Below are 17,153 nucleotides of genomic sequence, written 5' to 3'. Positions count from 1 at the left end.
CTTCGCGCCGGACCCTCACCCCAACCCCTCTCCCGGTGGGAGAGGGGCTAAAGCACACCGCGCCGTTCCCTTCTCCCCTCGGGAGAAGGTGCCCCGTAGGGGCGGATGAGGGTACGGGCGCAGCCTCGTACACCCAACTCCGCGAGTCGCTTCGCGCCGGACCCTCACCCCAACCCCTCTCCCGGTGGGAGAGGGGCTAAAGCACACCGCGCCGTTCCCTTCTCCCGTCGGGAGAAGGTGCCCCGCAGGGGCGGATGAGGGTCCGGGCGCAGCCTCAGTACACCCAACTCCGCGAGACGCTTCGCGCCGGACCCTCACCCCAACCCCTCTCCCGGTGGGAGAGGGGCTAAAGCGCACCGCGGCTGTTCCTTCTCCCGCCGGGAGAAGGTGCCCCGCAGGGGCGGATGAGGGTCCGGCCGAAATAGAGACGGCGGACCAGCTGAGAACCTACTGGGCGGCCACAAGAGCCCCACCATACCGTGCCGCACTGCGGCGTGAAGTTGTCCGTACCCGCTGGTATGGTCGCGACGTCCGATCCCCACGTCGCGCACCCGTAACCGTTTCTGGCAGCTGGGCCATTCCGACCCGGCGCCGTTTGGGAGGCAGTACATGCGTATGTCCGTGTCCCGCTGCATCGCCCTGTGCGCGATGCTGTTGTTCTCCGCCGCCGCGTCCGCCGGAGGTTTCAGCAAGCAGTACCAGACCATTTCCAGTTGGGACGGCACCAAGCTCGGCGCACTGGTGCTGGTGCCGCAGGGGCAGGGGACCGGGCCGTTCCCGCTGGTGGTGATGCCGGCCAGCTGGTCGCTGCCCAACCTGGAATACGTGGGCCGCGCCAGCGAGCTGGCCAGCAACGGCTACGTGGTGGTCAGCTACACCTCGCGCGGGTTCTGGGATTCGGCGGGCGTGATCGACATCGCCGGGGCGCCGACGGTGGAAGACGTCAGCACGGTGATCGACTGGGCGCTGGCCAATACCCCGGCCAACGCCAAGGCGATCGGCGTGTCCGGCATTTCCTACGGCGCCGGCACCAGCCTGCTCGCCGCCGCGCGCGATCCGCGGATCAAGGCGGTGGCCGCGCTCAGCGGCTGGGCCGACCTGCAGGCCTCGCTGTACGCGAACGCCACGGTCAGCGAACAGGGCGTCGCCCTGCTGGTGGCCTCCGGCGCGATCACCGGCCGGCCCGGGCCGGACCTGGCGCAGATCAGCGCGCGGGTCGCGGTCGGCGACTACGACGGCGCGGTGCAGGGCTTCCTGCCCAAGGCCGGCGAGCGCAGCGTGATCAACGAAGTGCAGGCGCTCAACCGCAACGGCCCTGCGGTGCTGATGGCCAATGCGTTCAACGACGGCCTGTTCCCGCCGAACCAGTACATCGACCTGTACAACCGCCTGAGCGTGCCCAAGCACCTGATGTTCAGCCAGGGCGATCACGCCACGGCCGAACTGCCGGGCGCGCTCGGCCTGCCCAACGAGGTGTACACGGAAACCACCCGCTGGTTCGACCACTACCTCAAGGGCCAGGCCAACGGCGTGGACAGCGAGCAGCCGGTGCAGCTGGCCACGCTCGACGGCACCTGGCTGCGCTACGCCGATTGGAACAGCGTGCAGGCCGGCGCCACGCGCTATGGCCTGACCCGCCCGAGCGGCCTGATCGCGACCGGTGCGCTGAGCACCGGCACCAGCACCGGTTGGAGCAAGGGCATCGCCACCGGCGTACCGACCCTGGCCGATTCGGGCGTGCTGCTGGTCAGCGGCCTGCTGCAGGGTCTGGGCCAGCCGGTCACCACCTCGATCCCGCTGGTGGATCGCAACGGCGCGGCGGTATGGAGCGGGCCGGTGTACACCAGCGCCAAGCGCCTGGCCGGCAGCCCGTCGCTGCGGGTGACGGTGACCCCGAGCCAGGCCAACGTGTCGCTGTTCGCCTACCTGTACAGCATGAACGGGCTCGGCGTGGCGCAATTGCTGAGCCACGCGCCGTACTCGCTGCGCAACGCGACCCCGGGCGTGGCGACCACGATCGACCTGCAGCTGCAGGCGACCGCGGTCGATATCCCGGCCGGCAACCGCCTGGTGCTGGTGGTGGACACCACCGATCCGCGCTACACCTCGGCCAGCCGCTTCGGCGGCAGCGTCAGCTTCAGTTCGCCGGCGGCCGCGCCGTCGAGCCTGAGCGTGCCGCTGCACTGACCTGCGTTTGACGGAAAGGCCGGCGCAATGCCGGCCTTTCCCGCGTCTTGCCGTGGCCGCACGGCCGCGGAAATTACGCGGAATTTACGCGGCCGCCGGCATCGGCCGATAGCGACTTTACGGCCCCGCGCCGGAACATGACCAGGTCGGCGGAATGGTTCCGCCCTGGATCCGACGTCATGCGTTCCCCGCTTTCCTGTGCCGCCCGCCGACTCCTGTCGCGCGGCGCGCTTGCGCTTTTTCTCCTTGCCGGCAGCGCAGCGGCCAACGCCGCCAGTGTCAGCGGCAATGCCACGCTCACCAGCGACTACGTCTGGCGCGGCAGCACCCAGAGCGACGGCGATCCTGCCGTGCAGGCCGGTCTGGCGCTGGCCGCCGACAACGGCGCGTACGCGTCGCTGTGGGCCTCGTCGATCAAGTTCGACAGCACCCCGCACGCCAGCACCGAAGTCGACGGCGTGCTCGGCTGGCGCGGCCAGTGGACGCCGGACTGGGCCTGGGACGCGAACCTGACCCGCTACCAATACCCCTCGGCCGCCGCGCTGAACTGGACCGAGCTGGGCGCCACCGTGACCTGGAAGCAGCGCGTGTGGGCGCAACTGGGCTGGTCCGACGATGCGTTGGCCAGCGACACCACCGGCACCTACGCGCAGCTCGGCGCGCGCTACCCGTTCAACGAGCGCTTCCGCGTCGAGGCGGCGGTGGGCCATTACTGGCTCGCCCGCAGCTACGCGGATAGCTACACGCATGGGCTGGTCAGCGCCGTGTTCACCCTGCCCGGCATTCGCCAGGGCGGACCGGGGCTGGAGCTGCGGCTGACCGCGCACGACACCGACCGCGCCGCCGAGCGGCTGTTCCCCGACATGGCCGGCACGCGGGTCGAAGCCGCGCTGCAAGCCACCTTTTGAGTCCTGAGGAGAGATGACATGCCGACCTGGCTATCGCTGATCTGCGGCGTGGCGGTGATCGTCGCCGCCGGCTACCTGTTGTACGTGATTCTGCGTCCCGAAGATTTCTGAGCCGAGTGCTACTGCCATGATCGATACATTGCTTGTCTATGCGCTCGCGCTGCTGCTGGGTTGGCCGCTGGGCCTGTACCTGGCCAAGGTGATGCGCGGTGCGCCGATGCGCGGCGACGCGCTGTTCGGCTGGATCGAACGGCCGCTGTACCGCCTGCTCGGCACCGATCCGGCGCGCGGCATGAGCTGGCGCGGCTATGCCGGCGCGTTCCTGGCCAGCAACCTGGTGCTGGGCGCGCTGGTGTTCGCCCTGTTCGTGACCCAGGCGTGGTTGCCGCTCAATCCCGATGCGGTGCCGAACATGCGCTGGGACGTGGCGCTGCACACCATGGTCTCGTTCCTGACCAATACCAATCAGCAACACTACTCGGGCCAGGCGCAGCTGTCGTATCTGTCGCAGGCGGTGGGCGTGGTCGGTTTGCAGTTCATCACGCCGATGATGGGCCTGGCGCTGGTGGTGGCGACCTTGCGTGCGCTGTTCGGTGGGCGAGCGGCCGCCGCGAACGCTGGGACCCAGCAGGCGACGCTCAGCGTCGACGAAGCCGACGTCGGCAACTACTGGGCCGACGTGATCCGGCCGACGCTGCGCTTCCTGCTGCCGCTGTGCCTGCTGTGGACCGTGCTGCTGACCCAGCAGGGCGTGCCGTCCACGCTGGCGGCCGGTCCCACTGCCACGCCGCTGGACGCCAGCGCCGGTATGGCCGCGCAGAAGATCCCGCTCGGCCCGGTCGCGGCGATGGTGGCGATCAAGCAGCTCGGCACCAACGGCGGCGGCTGGTACGGTCCGAACAGCGCGATGGCGCTGGAGAATCCGACCCCGTTCTCCAATCTGCTGGAGATGCTGGCGATCGTGCTGATCCCGGTGGCGATCGCGTTCATGGTCGGCCCGTTCACCGGGCGCCGCAAATTCACCGTGCTGGTGTTCGGCAGCATGCTGGCGATGTCGCTGGCCTCCACCGCGGTGTCGGTGTGGTCCGAAGGCCATTCGGCCAGCACCGCCAGCGTGGCGCTGATGGAAGGCAAGGAAGTGCGCTTCGGCGCCGATGCCTCGGCGGCGTGGTCGTCGCTCACCACGCAGACCTCCAACGGCTCGGTCAATGCGATGCACGATTCGCTGGCGCCGCTGACCGGCGGCGTGGCCATGGTCAACATGCTGGTCAACGCGATCTGGGGCGGCATCGGCTGCGGCCTGCAGCAATTCCTGGTGTACCTGCTGCTCAGCGTGTTCCTGGCCGGGCTGATGACCGGGCGCACGCCGGAACTGTTCGGGCGCAAGATCGAGGCCGGCGAAGTGCGCCTGCTGGCCTTGCTGATCCTGCTGCAGCCGCTGGTGCTGCTCGGCTTCACTGCGTTGACCCTGGCCATGCCGGCGGCGATCACCGCCACCTCCAATCCCGGCTTCCACGGCATCAGCCAGGTGTTCTACGAGTACACCTCGGCCTTCGCCAACAACGGCTCCGGTTTCGAAGGCCTCGGCGACGGCATTCCGTGGTGGAACCTGACCTGCACGCTGGTGCTGATACTGGGCCGCTATCCGGCGCTGATCGTGCCGCTGATCGTGGCCGCGCAGATGGCGCGCAAGCGCGTGGCGCCGGAAACCGGCGGCAGCCTGCAGGTGGAAACGCCGACCTTCGCGCTGACCCTGATCGCGGTCATCGCGGTCCTGACCGTTCTGCAATTCACGCCGGCACTGGTGTTGGGTCCGATCGCCGATCACCTGACGCTTGCCGCGCACTGAGACCACGACCATGAGCACCCCGCTTCCGCAAGCTTCTTCCTCCGTCCACAAGCCCGGTCTGCTCGACGGCCCCGCACTGCGTGCGGCGCTGCGCGCCAGCGTGCTGAAACTCTCGCCACGTCACCTGCTCGGCAGTCCGGTGATGGCGGTGGTGTTCGCCGGCACCTTGCTGTCGGCCCTGATCACCGTGGCCGGGCAGGGCGCGCCCGCGTTCGGCTGGGCGGTGACCGCGATCCTGCTGATCACCGTGCTGTTCGGCAATTTCGCCGAAGCGGTGGCCGAGGCGCGCGGCCGTGGCCAGGCCGCCTCGCTGCGGCGCGCGCGCAAGGACCTGGTGGCGCGCCGGGTGAGCAGCGCGCAACTGGACGGCGAAACCAGCATTCCCGCCGCCGAACTGAAGCCCGGCGACCTGGTGGTGATCTCCGCCGGCGAACTGATCCCGGCCGACGGTGAGATCGTGCACGGCGTGGCCACGATCAACGAAGCGGCGGTCACCGGCGAATCGGCGCCGGTGCTGCGCGAGGCCGGTACCGACCGTTCCGGCGTGATCGGCGGCACCAAGGTGCTGTCCGACGAGATCGTGGTGAAGGTCACCGCCGAGCCCGGCCACAGCTTCCTGGACCGCATGATCGCGCTGGTCGAAGGCGCCAACCGGCAGAAGACCCCGAACGAGATCGCGCTGACCATGCTGCTGGCGGCGATGACCCTGACCTTCCTGATCGTGGTCGCGACCTTGCCGGTCATCGCCGGCTACGTCGGCGTGCGCATCGATCCGCTGCTGTTGATCGCGCTGCTGGTGTGCCTGATCCCGACCACCATCGGCGGGCTGCTGCCGGCGATCGGCATCGCCGGCATGAACCGCGCGCTGTCGGCGAACGTGCTGGCCAAGTCGGGCAAGGCGGTGGAAGTGGCCGGCGACGTCGATGTGCTGCTGCTGGACAAGACCGGCACCATCACCTACGGCGACCGCCAGGCCACCGCGTTCCATGCGCTCAGCGGCGTCGATGCGGTGCAACTGCGCGAGGCGGCGATGCTGTCCTCGCTGGCCGACCCGACCCCGGAAGGCAAGTCGATCGTGCGCCTGGCGCGCGAGCAGGGCATGCCGCCGGCCGATCCGGACGGCGCCAGCTTCGTCGCCTTCACCGCGCAGACGCGCATGTCCGGCGTCGATCTGGCCGCGCAGGGGCAACAGCCGCCGCGTTCGATCCGCAAGGGCGCGGCCGATGCGGTGATCCGCCACGTCACCGCGCTGGGTGGGCTGGTGCCGGCGGAACTGAAGGGCCGCGTGGAGCAGGTCGCGCGCAGCGGCGCCACGCCGCTGGTGGTGGCCGAGGGCCGGCACGTGCTCGGCGTGGTCGAGCTGTCGGACGTGGTCAAGCATGGCGTGCGCGAGAAGTTCGCACGGCTGCGCGCGATGGGGGTGAAGACGGTGATGATCACCGGCGACAACCCGCTCACCGCCGCGGCGATCGCCGCCGAGGCCGGCGTCGACGACTACATCGCCGAGGCCACGCCGGAAGACAAGCTCGCGCGCATTCGCGCCGAGCAGGCCGGCGGCCGGCTGGTGGCGATGGTCGGCGACGGCACCAACGATGCGCCGGCACTCGCGCAGGCCGACGTCGGCCTGGCGATGAACTCGGGCACGCAGGCGGCCAAGGAAGCCGGCAACATGGTCGACCTGGATTCGGATCCGGCCAAGCTGCTGGCGGTGGTGGAAGTGGGCAAGCAGCAGCTGATCACCCGCGGCGCGCTGACCACCTTCTCGCTGGCCAACGACGTGTCCAAGTACTTCGCGATCCTGCCGGCGCTGTTCGCCGCCTCGATCCCGCAGATGGCGGCGCTGAACGTGATGCGCCTGTCCAGCCCGGTGCATGCGGTGCTGGCCGCGTTGATCTTCAACGCGCTGGTGATTCCGGCGCTGATTCCGCTGGCGTTGCGCGGCGTGCGCTTCACCCCGGCCACGGCGACCTCGCTGCTGCGCCGGAACATGCTGATCTACGGCGTCGGCGGCGTGCTGCTGCCGTTCGTCGGGATCAAGCTCATCGACCTGCTGCTGGTGGCGCTGGGCTGAACCCGGCGCCGATCTTCCGCTTCCTTTTCGGACCACCTGCGATGAACGTTTCCCCGGTTTCCTCTTCCTACCGCGAACCGCTGCGCTGGCGCGCGGCGCTGGTACTGCCGCTGCTGGTGCTGGGCGCCGCCGCGCTGTACTCGTTGCTGTCCACCCTGCTCGCCGGCGCGCTGTTCCCGGCGCAGGCCAACGGCAGCCTGCTGCAACGCGATGGTCGCGTGCTCGGCTCGGCGCTGGTCGCGCAGCCGTTCGCCGCGCCCGGCTATTTCCAGCCGCGTCCGTCGGCGGCCAAGTTCGACCCGATGTCCGCGGCCGGCAGCAACCAGGCGCGCAGCAATCCGGAGCTGCAGCAGCGCATCGCCGACGCGCGCGCCAGCGTGGCCGCGCGCGACGGCGTCGCCCCGGCGCAGGTGGCGGACGACCTGCTGACCCAGTCCGGCAGCGGCATGGACCCGGACATCAGCGTGGCCGCGGCGCAGCAGCAGGTCGCGCGCGTGGCCAAGGCGCGCGAATTGCCGGTGGCGACCGTCGCCGCGCTGGTCGCCGCGCAGGCGCAGCCGCGCCAGTTCGGCGTGCTCGGCCAGCCGCGGGTGAATGTGCTGGCGCTGAATCTGGCGTTGGATAAGGCCGGGAATGGGGAGACGGGAATCGGGAATGGAGAAAAGCAAAAGCAGTAGTACCGGCGGCCCAAGGCTGTAGGCTCTGCGAATCCCGACTCACGAATCCCCAATCCCGGCGCTCACATGTCCGACTCACGCACCCAGCAGGCCGACGCCTTGATCGGCGCGCTCCAGCGCGAACGCGGCGGGCGCCTGACCGTGTTCCTGGGCGCGGCGCCCGGCGTCGGCAAGACCTACGCGATGCTGTCGCGCGCGCGCCAGCTGCAGCAGCAGGGCAGCGAGGTGGTGGTCGGGGTGGTCGAGACCCACGGCCGCGCCGAGACCGCGGCGCTGCTCGACGGGCTGGCCGTGCAGCCGCGGCGGCGCGTGGAATATCGCGGCCGCACGCTCGAGGAAATGGACCTGGACGCGCTGCTGGCACGGCACCCGCCGCTGGTGCTGGTCGACGAGCTGGCGCACCGCAACGCGCCCGGCAGCCGCCACGAGCGGCGCTGGCAGGACGTGCAGGAACTGCTCGACGCCGGCATCGACGTCTACAGCACGGTCAACATCCAGCACCTGGAAAGCCTCAACGACGTGGTCCACCGCATCACGGGCATCCGCGTCGGCGAGACCGTGCCCGATGCGATCTTCGACCGGCTGCGCGACATCGTGCTGGTCGACCTGCCGCCGCGCGAACTGATCGAACGCCTGCAACAGGGCAAGGTGTATCTGCCCGAGCAGGCGGGACAGGCGCTGCAGGCGTTCTTCTCGCCGTCGAACCTGGCCGCGCTGCGCGAACTGGCGATGCAGACCGCGGCCGACCGCGTCGACAACGACCTGCGCGACGTGCAGGCCGCACAGGGCCGCACCGGCGTGGCGCTGCGGCGGCGGGTGCTGGTGGCGATCGACGGGCGCGGCCAGTCCGACTACCTAGTGCGGGTGGCGCGGCGCCTGGCCGAGCGCCGCGGCGCGCCGTGGAGCGTGGTCACCGTGCAGACCCAGGCGCAGCCGGAGGAAGCCTGGCAGCTGGAGGTCGATCGCGCCTTCGCCCTGGCGCGGCGGCTCGGCGGCGACGCCGCGCTGCTGCACGGCGCCAGCGTGGCCGATGCGCTGCTCGACCACGCCGCGCACAACGGCGTGTCCACGCTGCTGCTCGGCCGCACCCGCGAACGGCCGCTGGCGCGGATGATCAACCGCACGCTGACCCAGCAGCTGTTGCAGCGCGGCGCGCACTACGAGCTGGTCATCATCAGTTCGCCGGAGGCGCGCGCGCGTGCGCGGCGGCGTTGGCGCAGTCCCGGCCACTGGCTGTCGCGCGACGACCTGGTGTTCGCCACCGTCGCCTCGCTGCTGGCGGTGGCGGTGGGCTGGATCGCCGAGCGCTGGGTCGGCATCGACGACCTGTCGATGGTGTTCATCGTCGCGGTGGTGATGGTCGCGGCGAAGACGCGCATGGCCGCGGCGGTGCTGTCGGCGCTGCTGAGCTTCTTCGCCTACAACTTCTTCTTCATCGAACCGCGCTACACGCTGCACATCGGCGCGCGCCAGGGCGTGGTCACGGTGCTGCTGTTCCTGGTCGCAGCGCTGGTCGCCGGGCGCCTGGCGTCGCGGCTGCGCATGCAGGTGCTGGCGCTGCGCGCGGCCAACGCGCAGACCACCGCGCTGCAGCGGCTGGGCCGCGAACTGACCAGCGCCGCCGACCTGGGCCAGGTGCTGGAGGCCGGGCGCCGCGCGCTGGCCGCCACGCTCGAGGCCGAGGCCTGGGTGCGGCTGCAGCCGCTGGAGGCGGCGCACGCCGCCGCGCAGGACGGCGCGCACGACTACGCGGCATCGATGGCGGCGGTGGATCGCAGCGCCGCCGACTGGGCGCAGCGCCACGGCCAGGCCACCGGCCGCTTCACCGACACCCTGGCCGGCGCCAGCTGGTGGTTCCTGCCGGTGCGCCACGAGCGCGGCGCGATCGGCGTGGTCGGGCTGAAATTCGCCGCCGGCGTGCAGCGTCCCGGGCTGGAGCAGCAGCGCCTGGCCGAAGCCATGGTCGAGGACATCGGCCAGGCCGCGCTGCGCACGCGGCTGGTCGCCGACCTGGAAAGCGCGCGGGTCAGCGGCGAGACCGAACGCCTGCGCTCGGCGCTGCTGTCGTCGGTGTCGCACGACCTGCGCTCGCCGCTGGCGGCGATGATCGGCGCGGCCAGCAGCCTGTCCAGCTACGGCCAGGCGATGGACGCCGACGACCGCCGCAGCCTGCTGGAGACGATCCAGCTGGAAGGCGAGCGCCTGGACCGCTACATCCAGAACCTGCTCGACATGACCCGGCTCGGCCACACCGGGCTGACCTTGAACCGCGACTGGATCGACGTGGACGAACTGATCGGCTCGGCCGCGCGGCGGCTGCAGCGCTACCAGCCGCAGGTGCGGCTGGACATCGCCCTGGCCGCCGAGCTGCCGACGCTGTGGGTGCATCCGGCGCTGGTCGAACAGGCGATCTTCAACGTGCTGGAGAACGCGGCGAAATTTTCGCCGGAGGGCGAGGCGATCCGGGTCGCCGCGGCGATGGTCGACGGGCGCCTGCGCATCGACATCGGCGACCGCGGCCCGGGCATTCCCGAGGACGAGCGCGCGCGCATCTTCGACATGTTCTACAGCGTCGAACGCGGCGACCGCGGCCGCCACGGCACCGGCCTGGGCCTGACCATCTGCCAGGGCATGATCGGCGCGCACGGCGGCAGCGTCGAGGCGCTGCCCGGCGCCGATGGCCGCGGCACCACGATCCGCATTACCCTGCCGTTGATCGAACCCGCCGCCCCGCCACCCCGCCCCGATGCCGACTGAGTCCCACGCCGATCCGATTCCGCCGCCGCGCGTGCTGGTCATCGACGACGAGCCGCAGATCCGGCGTTTCCTGGACATCAGCCTGCGCGCGCAGGGTTACCGCGTGCTGCAGGCGGCCAGCGGCGGCGACGGCCTGGCGCAGCTGGCCGCGCACGGCGCCGAACTGGTGGTGCTCGACGTGGGTCTGCCCGACCAGGACGGACACAGCGTGCTGCGCGAACTGCGGCAGTGGTCCGCGGTGCCGGTGATCATGCTCACCGTGCGCGCCGGCGAAGCGGAGAAAGTGCAGGCGCTGGACGCCGGCGCCAACGACTACGTGACCAAGCCGTTCGGCGTGCAGGAACTGATGGCGCGCATCCGCGTGCTGCTGCGCATGCAACCGGCCGCCGGCGAGGCCGAGCCGGTGTTCGACGACGGCCACCTGCACATCCACCTGGGCCTGCGCGAGGTGCGCCTGGACGGCGAGCCACTGCCGCTGAGCCGCAAGGAATACGCCCTGCTCGCGCTGCTGCTGCGGCACAGCGGGCGCGTGCTCACCCAGCCGCAACTGCTGCGCGAAGTGTGGGGGCCGACCCACCAGGAAGACACCCACTACCTGCGCATCCTGGTCGGCAAACTGCGGCAGAAACTCGGCGACAGCGCGGTGGCGCCGCGCTACATCGCCACCGAGCCGGGCGTAGGGCTGCGCTTCATCGGCGTGAGCGAGCGCAGCACCTGAGACGCACGGTTAATCAGAGCCGGTTCTGCAAGACGGTCGATAACCCGGCCCGGTGCACTGTAGGAGGGGCTTCAGCCCCGACAGATTCCCAAGTCGTCAGACTTTTCCACTGCGTTCGTCGCGGCTGAAGCCGCTCCTACAAAAAGCGGTCGCCGGTCGCCTGCGCGCGGTATCGGGCCGATTCTTGCGAGTCCCGAGTCCCGAGTCCCGAGTCCCGCGTCCCGCGTCCGGCTATCTGTCCGGCAACACCTTCCCCGGATTGAGGATGCCGTCCGGGTCCAGCGCGCGCTTCACCGCGCGCATCGCGTCCAGCGTGGCCGCGTCGAAGGCCTGCGCCATGTAGTCGCGCTTGGCCACGCCGATGCCGTGCTCGCCCGACAGCGTGCCTTCCAGCGCCAGCACCAGCGCGAACAGGCGCGGCAGCGCGGCGTGCGCACGCGCGGTCTCGGCGGCGTCGTCGGGCGCGTACATGATGTTGACGTGCAGGTTGCCGTTGCCGGCGTGGCCGAAGGCGACGATCGGCAGCTCGAATTCCGCCGCCAGTGCCTCGACTCCTGCGACCAGCTCGGGAATGCGCGACACCGGCACCACCACGTCTTCGTTGATCTTGCCTGGCTTGATCGTGCGCAGCGCCGGCGACAGCGCGCGGCGCGCCGCCCACAGCCGGTCGCGCGCGGCGCCGTCGGTGGCCACGTCCAGCGACAGCAGGCCGTCGCCTTCGGCGGCCGCGCCCAGCGCCTGCAGCGCGTAGGGTAGGGTGTCGTGGTCGCCGTCGGCCTCGATCAGCAGCATCGCGCCGGCTTCGGGCACGTCGCTGCCGTTGCGGCGCAACAGCGCGATCGCGCTGCGGTCCATGAATTCCAGCATCGCCGGCGTGGTCGGTTGCGCCATCAGCCGCGACACCGCCGCCGCGGCGCTGCCGGCATCGCGGTAGAACGCGCGCAGCCCGGCCTGCGCCAGCGGCCGCGGCGACAGTTTCAGCGTGGCCTCCACGATCAGCGCCAGGGTGCCTTCGCTGCCGACCAGCAGGTGGGTCAGGTCGTAGCCGGTGGCGTCCTTGGTGTAGGCGCCGCCGCAACGGATCAGTTCGCCGGCGCCGGTCACCGCGACCACGCCGAGCACGTTGTCGCGGGTGGCGCCGTACTTCACCGCACGCGGGCCGCCGGCGTTGGTCGACAGGTTGCCGCCGACGCTGCAGATCTCGGCGCTGGACGGGTCCGGCGGCCAGAACAGGCCGTGCGGCGCCAGCGCCTGTTGCAGGTCGCCGTTGAGCACGCCCGGCTCGACCACCGCGCAGCGGTCCTGCGGGCGCAGCTGCACGATGCGGTTCATGCGCGCGAATGACAGCACCACGCCGCCGCCGAACGGCACCGCGGCGCCGGCGGTGCCGGTGCCGGCGCCACGCGCGACGATCGGCACGCGGTGTTCGCGGCAGGCGCGCACGATCGCCTGCACCTGGTCGCGGGTCTGCGGCAGCGCCACCGCGTCGGCCAGCGCCCAGCGCCGCGAATCGTCCTCGCCGTAGCTGCGGCGGCTGGCGTCGTCGGTGCGCCAGCCGTCGGCGCCGAGCAGTGCGGCGAGGGTGTCGGTCAGGGCGGCTGGCAGCGGCGTGGTCATGGCTGGGATCGCGAAGCGGAAGAGGGCGGCGGTTGCAACAGTTTCCAGGTGCCGACCGCCAGCGCCAGCGGCAGCCACACCCAGCGCAACTCGGACAACAGCGTGGCCATGCCGCGCGCGCCGAAGAAGCCGTTGGCGAACGGCGAGACGCGGATCGGCCGCCACGGCGCGAACCAGCGCTGCTCGCTCCACGGCCAGGCCAGGGCGACGCCGAGGCCGCCGGAGGTCAGCGCATCGAGCAGCGGGTGCGAGAGCGTGCAGACGAACATCCAGGTCGCCGCCTGCAGCGCGCCGGCACGCAGCGGTCGGTGCAGCAGGGCACCCAACACGCCCAGCGCCGCGGCGAACAGCAGCGAATGGCTGGCGCCGCGATGGCCGAACGCATCGGCATAGGGAACGTGCAAGGCGAACGCGACCACGTCCAGATCGGGCAACATCGATGCGCCGATGCCGGCGCCGAGCAGGCGCGCGGAAATGCGTCCGCGATCGGCGGCGGCCCAAAGCGCCAGCGGGATCGCGGCGTGGGTGAAGATGCTGGGCACGTCAGCAGTCGTCGGCGCGAAACGCGTCGCGCAGCCAGGTCAGCCGCGGCGGTTCGCCTTCGGCCTCGACCACGTCGAAGCGGCACGGCCAGTCGGCGTAGTGCGGATGCGCGGCCAGGAACAACTGCGCCGCCAAAACCAGCCGGCGGCGCTTGCGCAGGTCGACCGAGGCGGCGCCGCCGCCGAACGCGTCGTTGCGCCGGTAGCGCACCTCGACGAACACCAGGCACTGCGCCTGCTGCATCACCAGATCCAGTTCGCCGCCGCGATAGCGCACGTTCGCGGCGATCAGTTGCAGCCCGGCGCGCTCCAGTTCGGCGCGCGCCGCCGCTTCCACATCGTTGCCGCGTTGCCGGCGGTCAACGCCCATCGGGCAGCGGCGTCGCGCGCCCGCCGCTGAAGGTGGACCAGGCCGGGGTGCGCAGGATGTTGCCGAAGCCGTCCAGGTGCAGCACGCCGGTGGCGCCGCGCAGATTGGCCTCGGCGCCGGTGGCGAGCTTCTCCAGGTAGGCGCTGATCTGCCAGGCGTCGTAGCCGAACGCGAACAGGCGCGCGGCCGGGCCACGCGCGGTCGGCAGCGTCTCGGCCACGCTGGTCGCCGCCGGCAGGCCGCCGACGCCGCGCACGCTCCACAGTTCGCTCGGGTAGGCGATGCCGTCCAGCACCAGGTCGTCCTCCGGCTTGCCGGTGCCGAGCACCAGCTGCGAGGTCGCCACCCGGCTCTTGCCGGCGAAACCGGCCAGCGCCAGCTGCGGCGCCAGCGCGCGCGCGGTGCTGCCCTTCACCGCCAGGAATACCGCGTCGGCGGCGCCGGCGTTGCGCAGCTGCGCGCCGACATCGCCCGGCACCTCGGCCACGCTGACGCTGGCCGCGACCTTGCCGCCGCGCTCGCTGAAGCGCTCGCGGAACGCGGCCACCGCGCGGCGGCCGTTGTCGTCGTTGCTGCCGATCACCAGCGCGTTGCGGCGCTCGTGCGCCAGCAGGTATTCGGCGGCGGCGATGCCGTCGTCTTCCGGCGCCAGCGAGAAGCCGGCGCTGCCGGCGGGCGGGGCGCCGGTGCCGCGGTTCAGCGCCAGCAGCGGCACCGGCAGCGCGTCGCGCGCGAACAGCGCCGTGACCTCGTCGCGGCCGAGCGGGCCGACCACGAAGTCGGCGCCGCCGTCGATCGCCTTCTGGTAGGCGGCCAGCGCGCCGGCGGGGGTGCCGGTGGTGTCGATGAAGTTGATCTCCGGGCGGCGCCGGGTCTCGCCGTAGTAGCCGGCGAGCAGGCCGTCGCGCACCGGCGCGGCCGCGGTCGCCAGGGTGCCGCTCAGCGGCAACAGCACCGCCAGCTTGGCCGGCGGGCGGTAGCCGTCGCGCTCGGCCGGCGGCCGCTTGCTGGTGTCGAAGCCCCACTGCTCGCCGCGGTCGAATGGCCGCGGCAGCGCCAGGCCGCGGCTGATCAGCGCGCGCCCGGCGAAGTTGTACAGCGGATCGCCGGCCGGCAGCGCGGCGGCGCGCGCCTGCAGCGTGGCGTCGTTCAACGCCGCCAGCTGGCGCACGATGGCGCGCTGGTTGTCGGTGCGCGCCTGGCCGGTCAGGCCGATATCGGCGCGGGCGCGTTCGTCCAGCGCCGCGGTGGCGTCGCCGGTGCCTTCCAGCGCCTGCGCGCGGGCCAGGTGCCAGCGCGCGCGCAGGTTCTGCGGCACCGCCTGCGGATCGCTGCCCAGCGCCTGCAGCGCCTGCGCCGGCTGGCGGTCGACCAGGGCCAGCTCGGCATTGACCAGGGCCAACCGCACCTTGCTCAGGCCCGACAGCTGGCGCGGCTGGACCTGCGCGGCCAGGCTGCGCGCGCGGGCGACGTCGCCGCCCTCGTACCAGGCGAAGGCGGCATCGGCCAGCAGCTGGTTGCGCTCGCTGCCGGTGGCCGTGGCGGCCTGCGCCTCGAGCTGCTGCGCCGCTTCCCGCGGCTTGCCCTGGTCGAGCAGCGCCAGCGCCGCGGATTGGGCCGGCGAGGACGCGCTCTGCGTCACGCTGGTGGTGGCGCAGCCGGCGAACAGCAGCGCCAGCAGCGACAGGGCGGAAATCCTTGCGAATCGCTTGTTCATTTCTGGTCCATTCGGCAGGGCACGCCGAGGCGCGCCGGGGAAAACCGCTACGATTCTACCCTTGACCATGGAAAGCCGTAGATGAGCGCCCAGCCCGGAACCCTGCATGTCGTCGCCACGCCGATCGGCAATCTCGCCGACCTGACGCCGCGCGCGCAGGAGGTGCTGCGCGCGGTCGCCGCGATCTGCGCCGAGGACACCCGCCGCAGCGGCCAGCTGCTGGCGCATTTCGGCATCGACAAGCCGCTGGTCGCGCTGCACGAGCACAACGAGGACGCGCTGGCGCAGCGCATCGTCGCGCGCCTGCTCGGCGGCGAGTCGCTGGCCCTGGTCAGCGATGCCGGCACCCCGCTGGTCAGCGATCCCGGCTACCGGCTGGTGCGCGCGGCGCGCGAGGCCGGGGTGCGGGTCAGCCCGGTGCCCGGCGCCTGCGCGGCGATCGCCGCGCTCAGCGTGGCCGGCCTGCCCAGCGACCGTTTCAGCTTCGAGGGCTTCCTGCCGGCCAAGGCCTCCGGCCGCCGCGAGCGCCTGGCGCGCCTGGCCGGCGAGCCGCGCACCCTGGTGTTCTACGAATCGGCGCACCGCATCGTCGAATCCCTGGCCGACTGCCGCGCCGCGTTCGGCGACGCGCGGCCGGCGGTGCTGGCGCGCGAACTGACCAAGCTGTTCGAGACCGTGCTCGACGGCAGCCTGGCCGAGCTGCAGGCGCAGGTGGAAGCCGACGACAACCAGCGCAAGGGCGAGTTCGTGCTGATCGTGCAGGGCGCCGGCGACGATGCCGACGCGCAACTGGCCGAGGGCCGCCGCGTCTATGCCACGCTGAGCGCGCACCTGCCGCCGTCCACCGCCGCCAAGCTGGCCGCGGAGATCACCGGAGCGCCGCGCAAGGCGTTGTATGGGGGATGAGGCGGCTGTAAACCGAGCCGGTGCCGACTGGCCTGCAACAGGCAATCGCAAACCTGCCGTTCCCAGGCGAATGCGCTGTCAGGCGACTGCCGGGAATCGGAACCCGGCCTGTTCGGCTTCCCATCCCAGCGTCGCCAACCCGATGCTCCTGGGGACGGGCTTCTCGCCGCTGCGGTAGTAGGCCAGCATGCGCCGGCTCACACCCAATGCCGCGGCGGCCGAATCCAGCGTCAGGTCGTGGCGATGCATCCAGGCGATGATCTGCTGGTGCGAGTAGTCGCCGGCCTGCTCGATGGCGAGTGCCCGCAGGTTGTCGCTGGCGAGCGCCAGGTCATCAATGAGATGCCTTGGGCGTGTGCGTCAGTCTGAAGGATGTTTTCGTCACAGAGGCTAAAGCCTCCGAACCCGGGAGTCTGGCCCGGAGTCTGGAGATTTTTTGAGAAAAGTGGCGGAGCCGGCCGATAAGCCGGGTTCTGTCGTGGACAGTCATTCTTCTAGGCGCCGCGTCACCGCGGCGCTCGAGCAACCTACCCGGACCCGACGCGGGCAGCGCCATGAGGTCCCTATTTGGTCTTGCTCCAGGTGGGGTTTGCCGTACCGGTCCGTTACCGGACTCGCGGTGCGCTCTTACCGCACCATTTCACCCTTACCGGTCTGCTTGCGCAGACTTAGGCGGTATCTTTCTGTTGCACTGATCCGTCGGCTCGCGCCGCCCAGGCGTTACCTGGCACCTTGCCCTATGGAGCCCGGACTTTCCTCGGCACCCCACTGCACCGAAATGCACCGGGATGACGCGACTGTCTGGCCGACTCCGCCGTGGGCATTGTCGCATGT

Annotated in this window: 14 protein-coding genes and 1 other RNA gene; 9 read left to right on the top strand and 6 right to left on the bottom strand. The window is 71.3% G+C overall.

Annotation, left to right across the window (positions count from 1 at the left end):
- The first annotated feature begins 609 nt into the window (after positions 1-609).
- The 8 genes from JR064_RS17415 (at position 610) to JR064_RS17380 (ending at position 11,167) form a co-directional block, all read left to right on the top strand.
- Positions 610-2,187: a CocE/NonD family hydrolase gene (locus tag JR064_RS17415; protein ID WP_206230573.1), complete on the top strand. Its 1,578-nt coding sequence runs from the start codon at positions 610-612 to the stop codon at positions 2,185-2,187.
- Between the two features lie 179 nt (positions 2,188-2,366).
- The gene (locus JR064_RS17410; protein ID WP_191825481.1) at positions 2,367-3,095 is read left to right on the top strand and encodes a TorF family putative porin; all 729 of its coding nucleotides are present in this window, start codon (positions 2,367-2,369) and stop codon (positions 3,093-3,095) included.
- Between the two features lie 18 nt (positions 3,096-3,113).
- Entirely contained in the window at positions 3,114-3,206 is a 93-nt protein-coding gene (locus tag JR064_RS17405) for a potassium-transporting ATPase subunit F (protein ID WP_046977662.1), read from the top strand.
- Between the two features lie 16 nt (positions 3,207-3,222).
- A complete protein-coding gene (gene kdpA / locus JR064_RS17400) occupies positions 3,223-4,944 on the top strand; it encodes a potassium-transporting ATPase subunit KdpA (protein ID WP_206230572.1) in 1,722 nt (573 codons plus the stop codon).
- A 10-nt stretch (positions 4,945-4,954) separates the two neighbouring features.
- Positions 4,955-7,015: a potassium-transporting ATPase subunit KdpB gene (kdpB, locus tag JR064_RS17395; RefSeq protein ID WP_179568419.1), complete on the top strand. Its 2,061-nt coding sequence runs from the start codon at positions 4,955-4,957 to the stop codon at positions 7,013-7,015.
- 41 nt (positions 7,016-7,056) lie between these two features.
- A complete protein-coding gene (kdpC, locus tag JR064_RS17390; RefSeq protein ID WP_206230571.1) occupies positions 7,057-7,692 on the top strand; it encodes a potassium-transporting ATPase subunit KdpC in 636 nt (211 codons plus the stop codon).
- A 66-nt stretch (positions 7,693-7,758) separates the two neighbouring features.
- Positions 7,759-10,449 carry a sensor histidine kinase gene (locus tag JR064_RS17385; RefSeq protein ID WP_206230570.1) on the top strand — a complete coding sequence of 897 codons (2,691 nt, stop codon included), beginning with the start codon at positions 7,759-7,761 and terminating at the stop codon, positions 10,447-10,449.
- Positions 10,439-11,167 (top strand): response regulator, encoded by a 729-nt coding sequence (locus JR064_RS17380; protein ID WP_206230569.1) that lies wholly within the window; start codon positions 10,439-10,441, stop codon positions 11,165-11,167. Before JR064_RS17385 ends, JR064_RS17380 begins: the two co-directional genes overlap by 11 nt.
- Positions 11,168-11,398: 231 nt before the next feature.
- Here the strand turns inward: JR064_RS17380 and JR064_RS17375 are convergent, their stop codons facing one another.
- The 4 genes from JR064_RS17375 to JR064_RS17360 are packed head-to-tail and all read right to left on the bottom strand — an operon-like array spanning position 11,399 to position 15,413.
- Positions 11,399-12,784, bottom strand: coding sequence for an FAD-binding oxidoreductase (locus JR064_RS17375; protein WP_206230568.1), 1,386 nt, complete (start codon positions 12,782-12,784; stop codon positions 11,399-11,401).
- On the bottom strand, positions 12,781-13,326 hold the full coding sequence (locus tag JR064_RS17370) for a metal-dependent hydrolase (protein WP_206230567.1): 546 nt from the start codon (positions 13,324-13,326) through the stop codon (positions 12,781-12,783). Before JR064_RS17370 ends, JR064_RS17375 begins: the two co-directional genes overlap by 4 nt.
- 1 nt (position 13,327) lies before the next feature.
- A complete protein-coding gene (locus JR064_RS17365) occupies positions 13,328-13,696 on the bottom strand; it encodes a YraN family protein (RefSeq protein ID WP_179568407.1) in 369 nt (122 codons plus the stop codon).
- Complete coding sequence (locus JR064_RS17360; RefSeq protein WP_206230566.1) at positions 13,686-15,413, bottom strand: penicillin-binding protein activator; 1,728 nt, start codon at positions 15,411-15,413, stop codon at positions 13,686-13,688. The genes JR064_RS17365 and JR064_RS17360 overlap by 11 nt, the downstream gene beginning before the upstream one ends.
- A gap of 81 nt (positions 15,414-15,494) precedes the next feature.
- Here JR064_RS17360 and rsmI point away from each other — a divergent pair, with 81 nt between their 5' ends.
- Positions 15,495-16,319 (top strand): 16S rRNA (cytidine(1402)-2'-O)-methyltransferase, encoded by an 825-nt coding sequence (gene rsmI, locus JR064_RS17355; RefSeq protein ID WP_179568403.1) that lies wholly within the window; start codon positions 15,495-15,497, stop codon positions 16,317-16,319.
- A gap of 78 nt (positions 16,320-16,397) precedes the next feature.
- Here the strand turns inward: rsmI and JR064_RS17350 are convergent, their stop codons facing one another.
- Both JR064_RS17350 and rnpB read right to left on the bottom strand, forming a co-directional pair.
- Positions 16,398-16,568, bottom strand: coding sequence for a hypothetical protein (locus JR064_RS17350; RefSeq protein WP_241093141.1), 171 nt, complete (start codon positions 16,566-16,568; stop codon positions 16,398-16,400).
- Positions 16,569-16,765: 197 nt separating this feature from the next.
- Positions 16,766-17,132: RNase P RNA component class A (gene rnpB / locus JR064_RS17345), an RNA gene on the bottom strand.
- Between the last annotated feature and the right edge of the window lie 21 nt (positions 17,133-17,153).

The organism is Xanthomonas bonasiae (genome assembly GCF_017163705.1).
GTDB lineage: Bacteria > Pseudomonadota > Gammaproteobacteria > Xanthomonadales > Xanthomonadaceae > Xanthomonas_A > Xanthomonas_A bonasiae.
Note: the sequence above shows the minus strand (reverse complement) of the source record. Positions and strands in the feature narration are given on the sequence as shown.

What these genes read in the sequence shown, in the direction of transcription:
- JR064_RS17415 (WP_206230573.1), top strand. Translation starts at nt 610, where the DNA reads ATGCGTATGTCCGTGTCCCGCTGCATCGCCCTGTGCGCGATGCTGTTG.
- JR064_RS17410 (WP_191825481.1), top strand. Translation starts at nt 2,367, where the DNA reads ATGCGTTCCCCGCTTTCCTGTGCCGCCCGCCGACTCCTGTCGCGCGGC.
- JR064_RS17405 (WP_046977662.1), top strand. Translation starts at nt 3,114, where the DNA reads ATGCCGACCTGGCTATCGCTGATCTGCGGCGTGGCGGTGATCGTCGCC.
- kdpA (WP_206230572.1), top strand. Translation starts at nt 3,223, where the DNA reads ATGATCGATACATTGCTTGTCTATGCGCTCGCGCTGCTGCTGGGTTGG.
- kdpB (WP_179568419.1), top strand. Translation starts at nt 4,955, where the DNA reads ATGAGCACCCCGCTTCCGCAAGCTTCTTCCTCCGTCCACAAGCCCGGT.
- kdpC (WP_206230571.1), top strand. Translation starts at nt 7,057, where the DNA reads ATGAACGTTTCCCCGGTTTCCTCTTCCTACCGCGAACCGCTGCGCTGG.
- JR064_RS17385 (WP_206230570.1), top strand. Translation starts at nt 7,759, where the DNA reads ATGTCCGACTCACGCACCCAGCAGGCCGACGCCTTGATCGGCGCGCTC.
- JR064_RS17380 (WP_206230569.1), top strand. Translation starts at nt 10,439, where the DNA reads ATGCCGACTGAGTCCCACGCCGATCCGATTCCGCCGCCGCGCGTGCTG.
- JR064_RS17375 (WP_206230568.1), bottom strand. Translation starts at nt 12,784, where the DNA reads ATGACCACGCCGCTGCCAGCCGCCCTGACCGACACCCTCGCCGCACTG.
- JR064_RS17365 (WP_179568407.1), bottom strand. Translation starts at nt 13,696, where the DNA reads ATGGGCGTTGACCGCCGGCAACGCGGCAACGATGTGGAAGCGGCGGCG.
- JR064_RS17360 (WP_206230566.1), bottom strand. Translation starts at nt 15,413, where the DNA reads ATGAACAAGCGATTCGCAAGGATTTCCGCCCTGTCGCTGCTGGCGCTG.
- rsmI (WP_179568403.1), top strand. Translation starts at nt 15,495, where the DNA reads ATGAGCGCCCAGCCCGGAACCCTGCATGTCGTCGCCACGCCGATCGGC.
- JR064_RS17350 (WP_241093141.1), bottom strand. Translation starts at nt 16,568, where the DNA reads ATGCATCGCCACGACCTGACGCTGGATTCGGCCGCCGCGGCATTGGGT.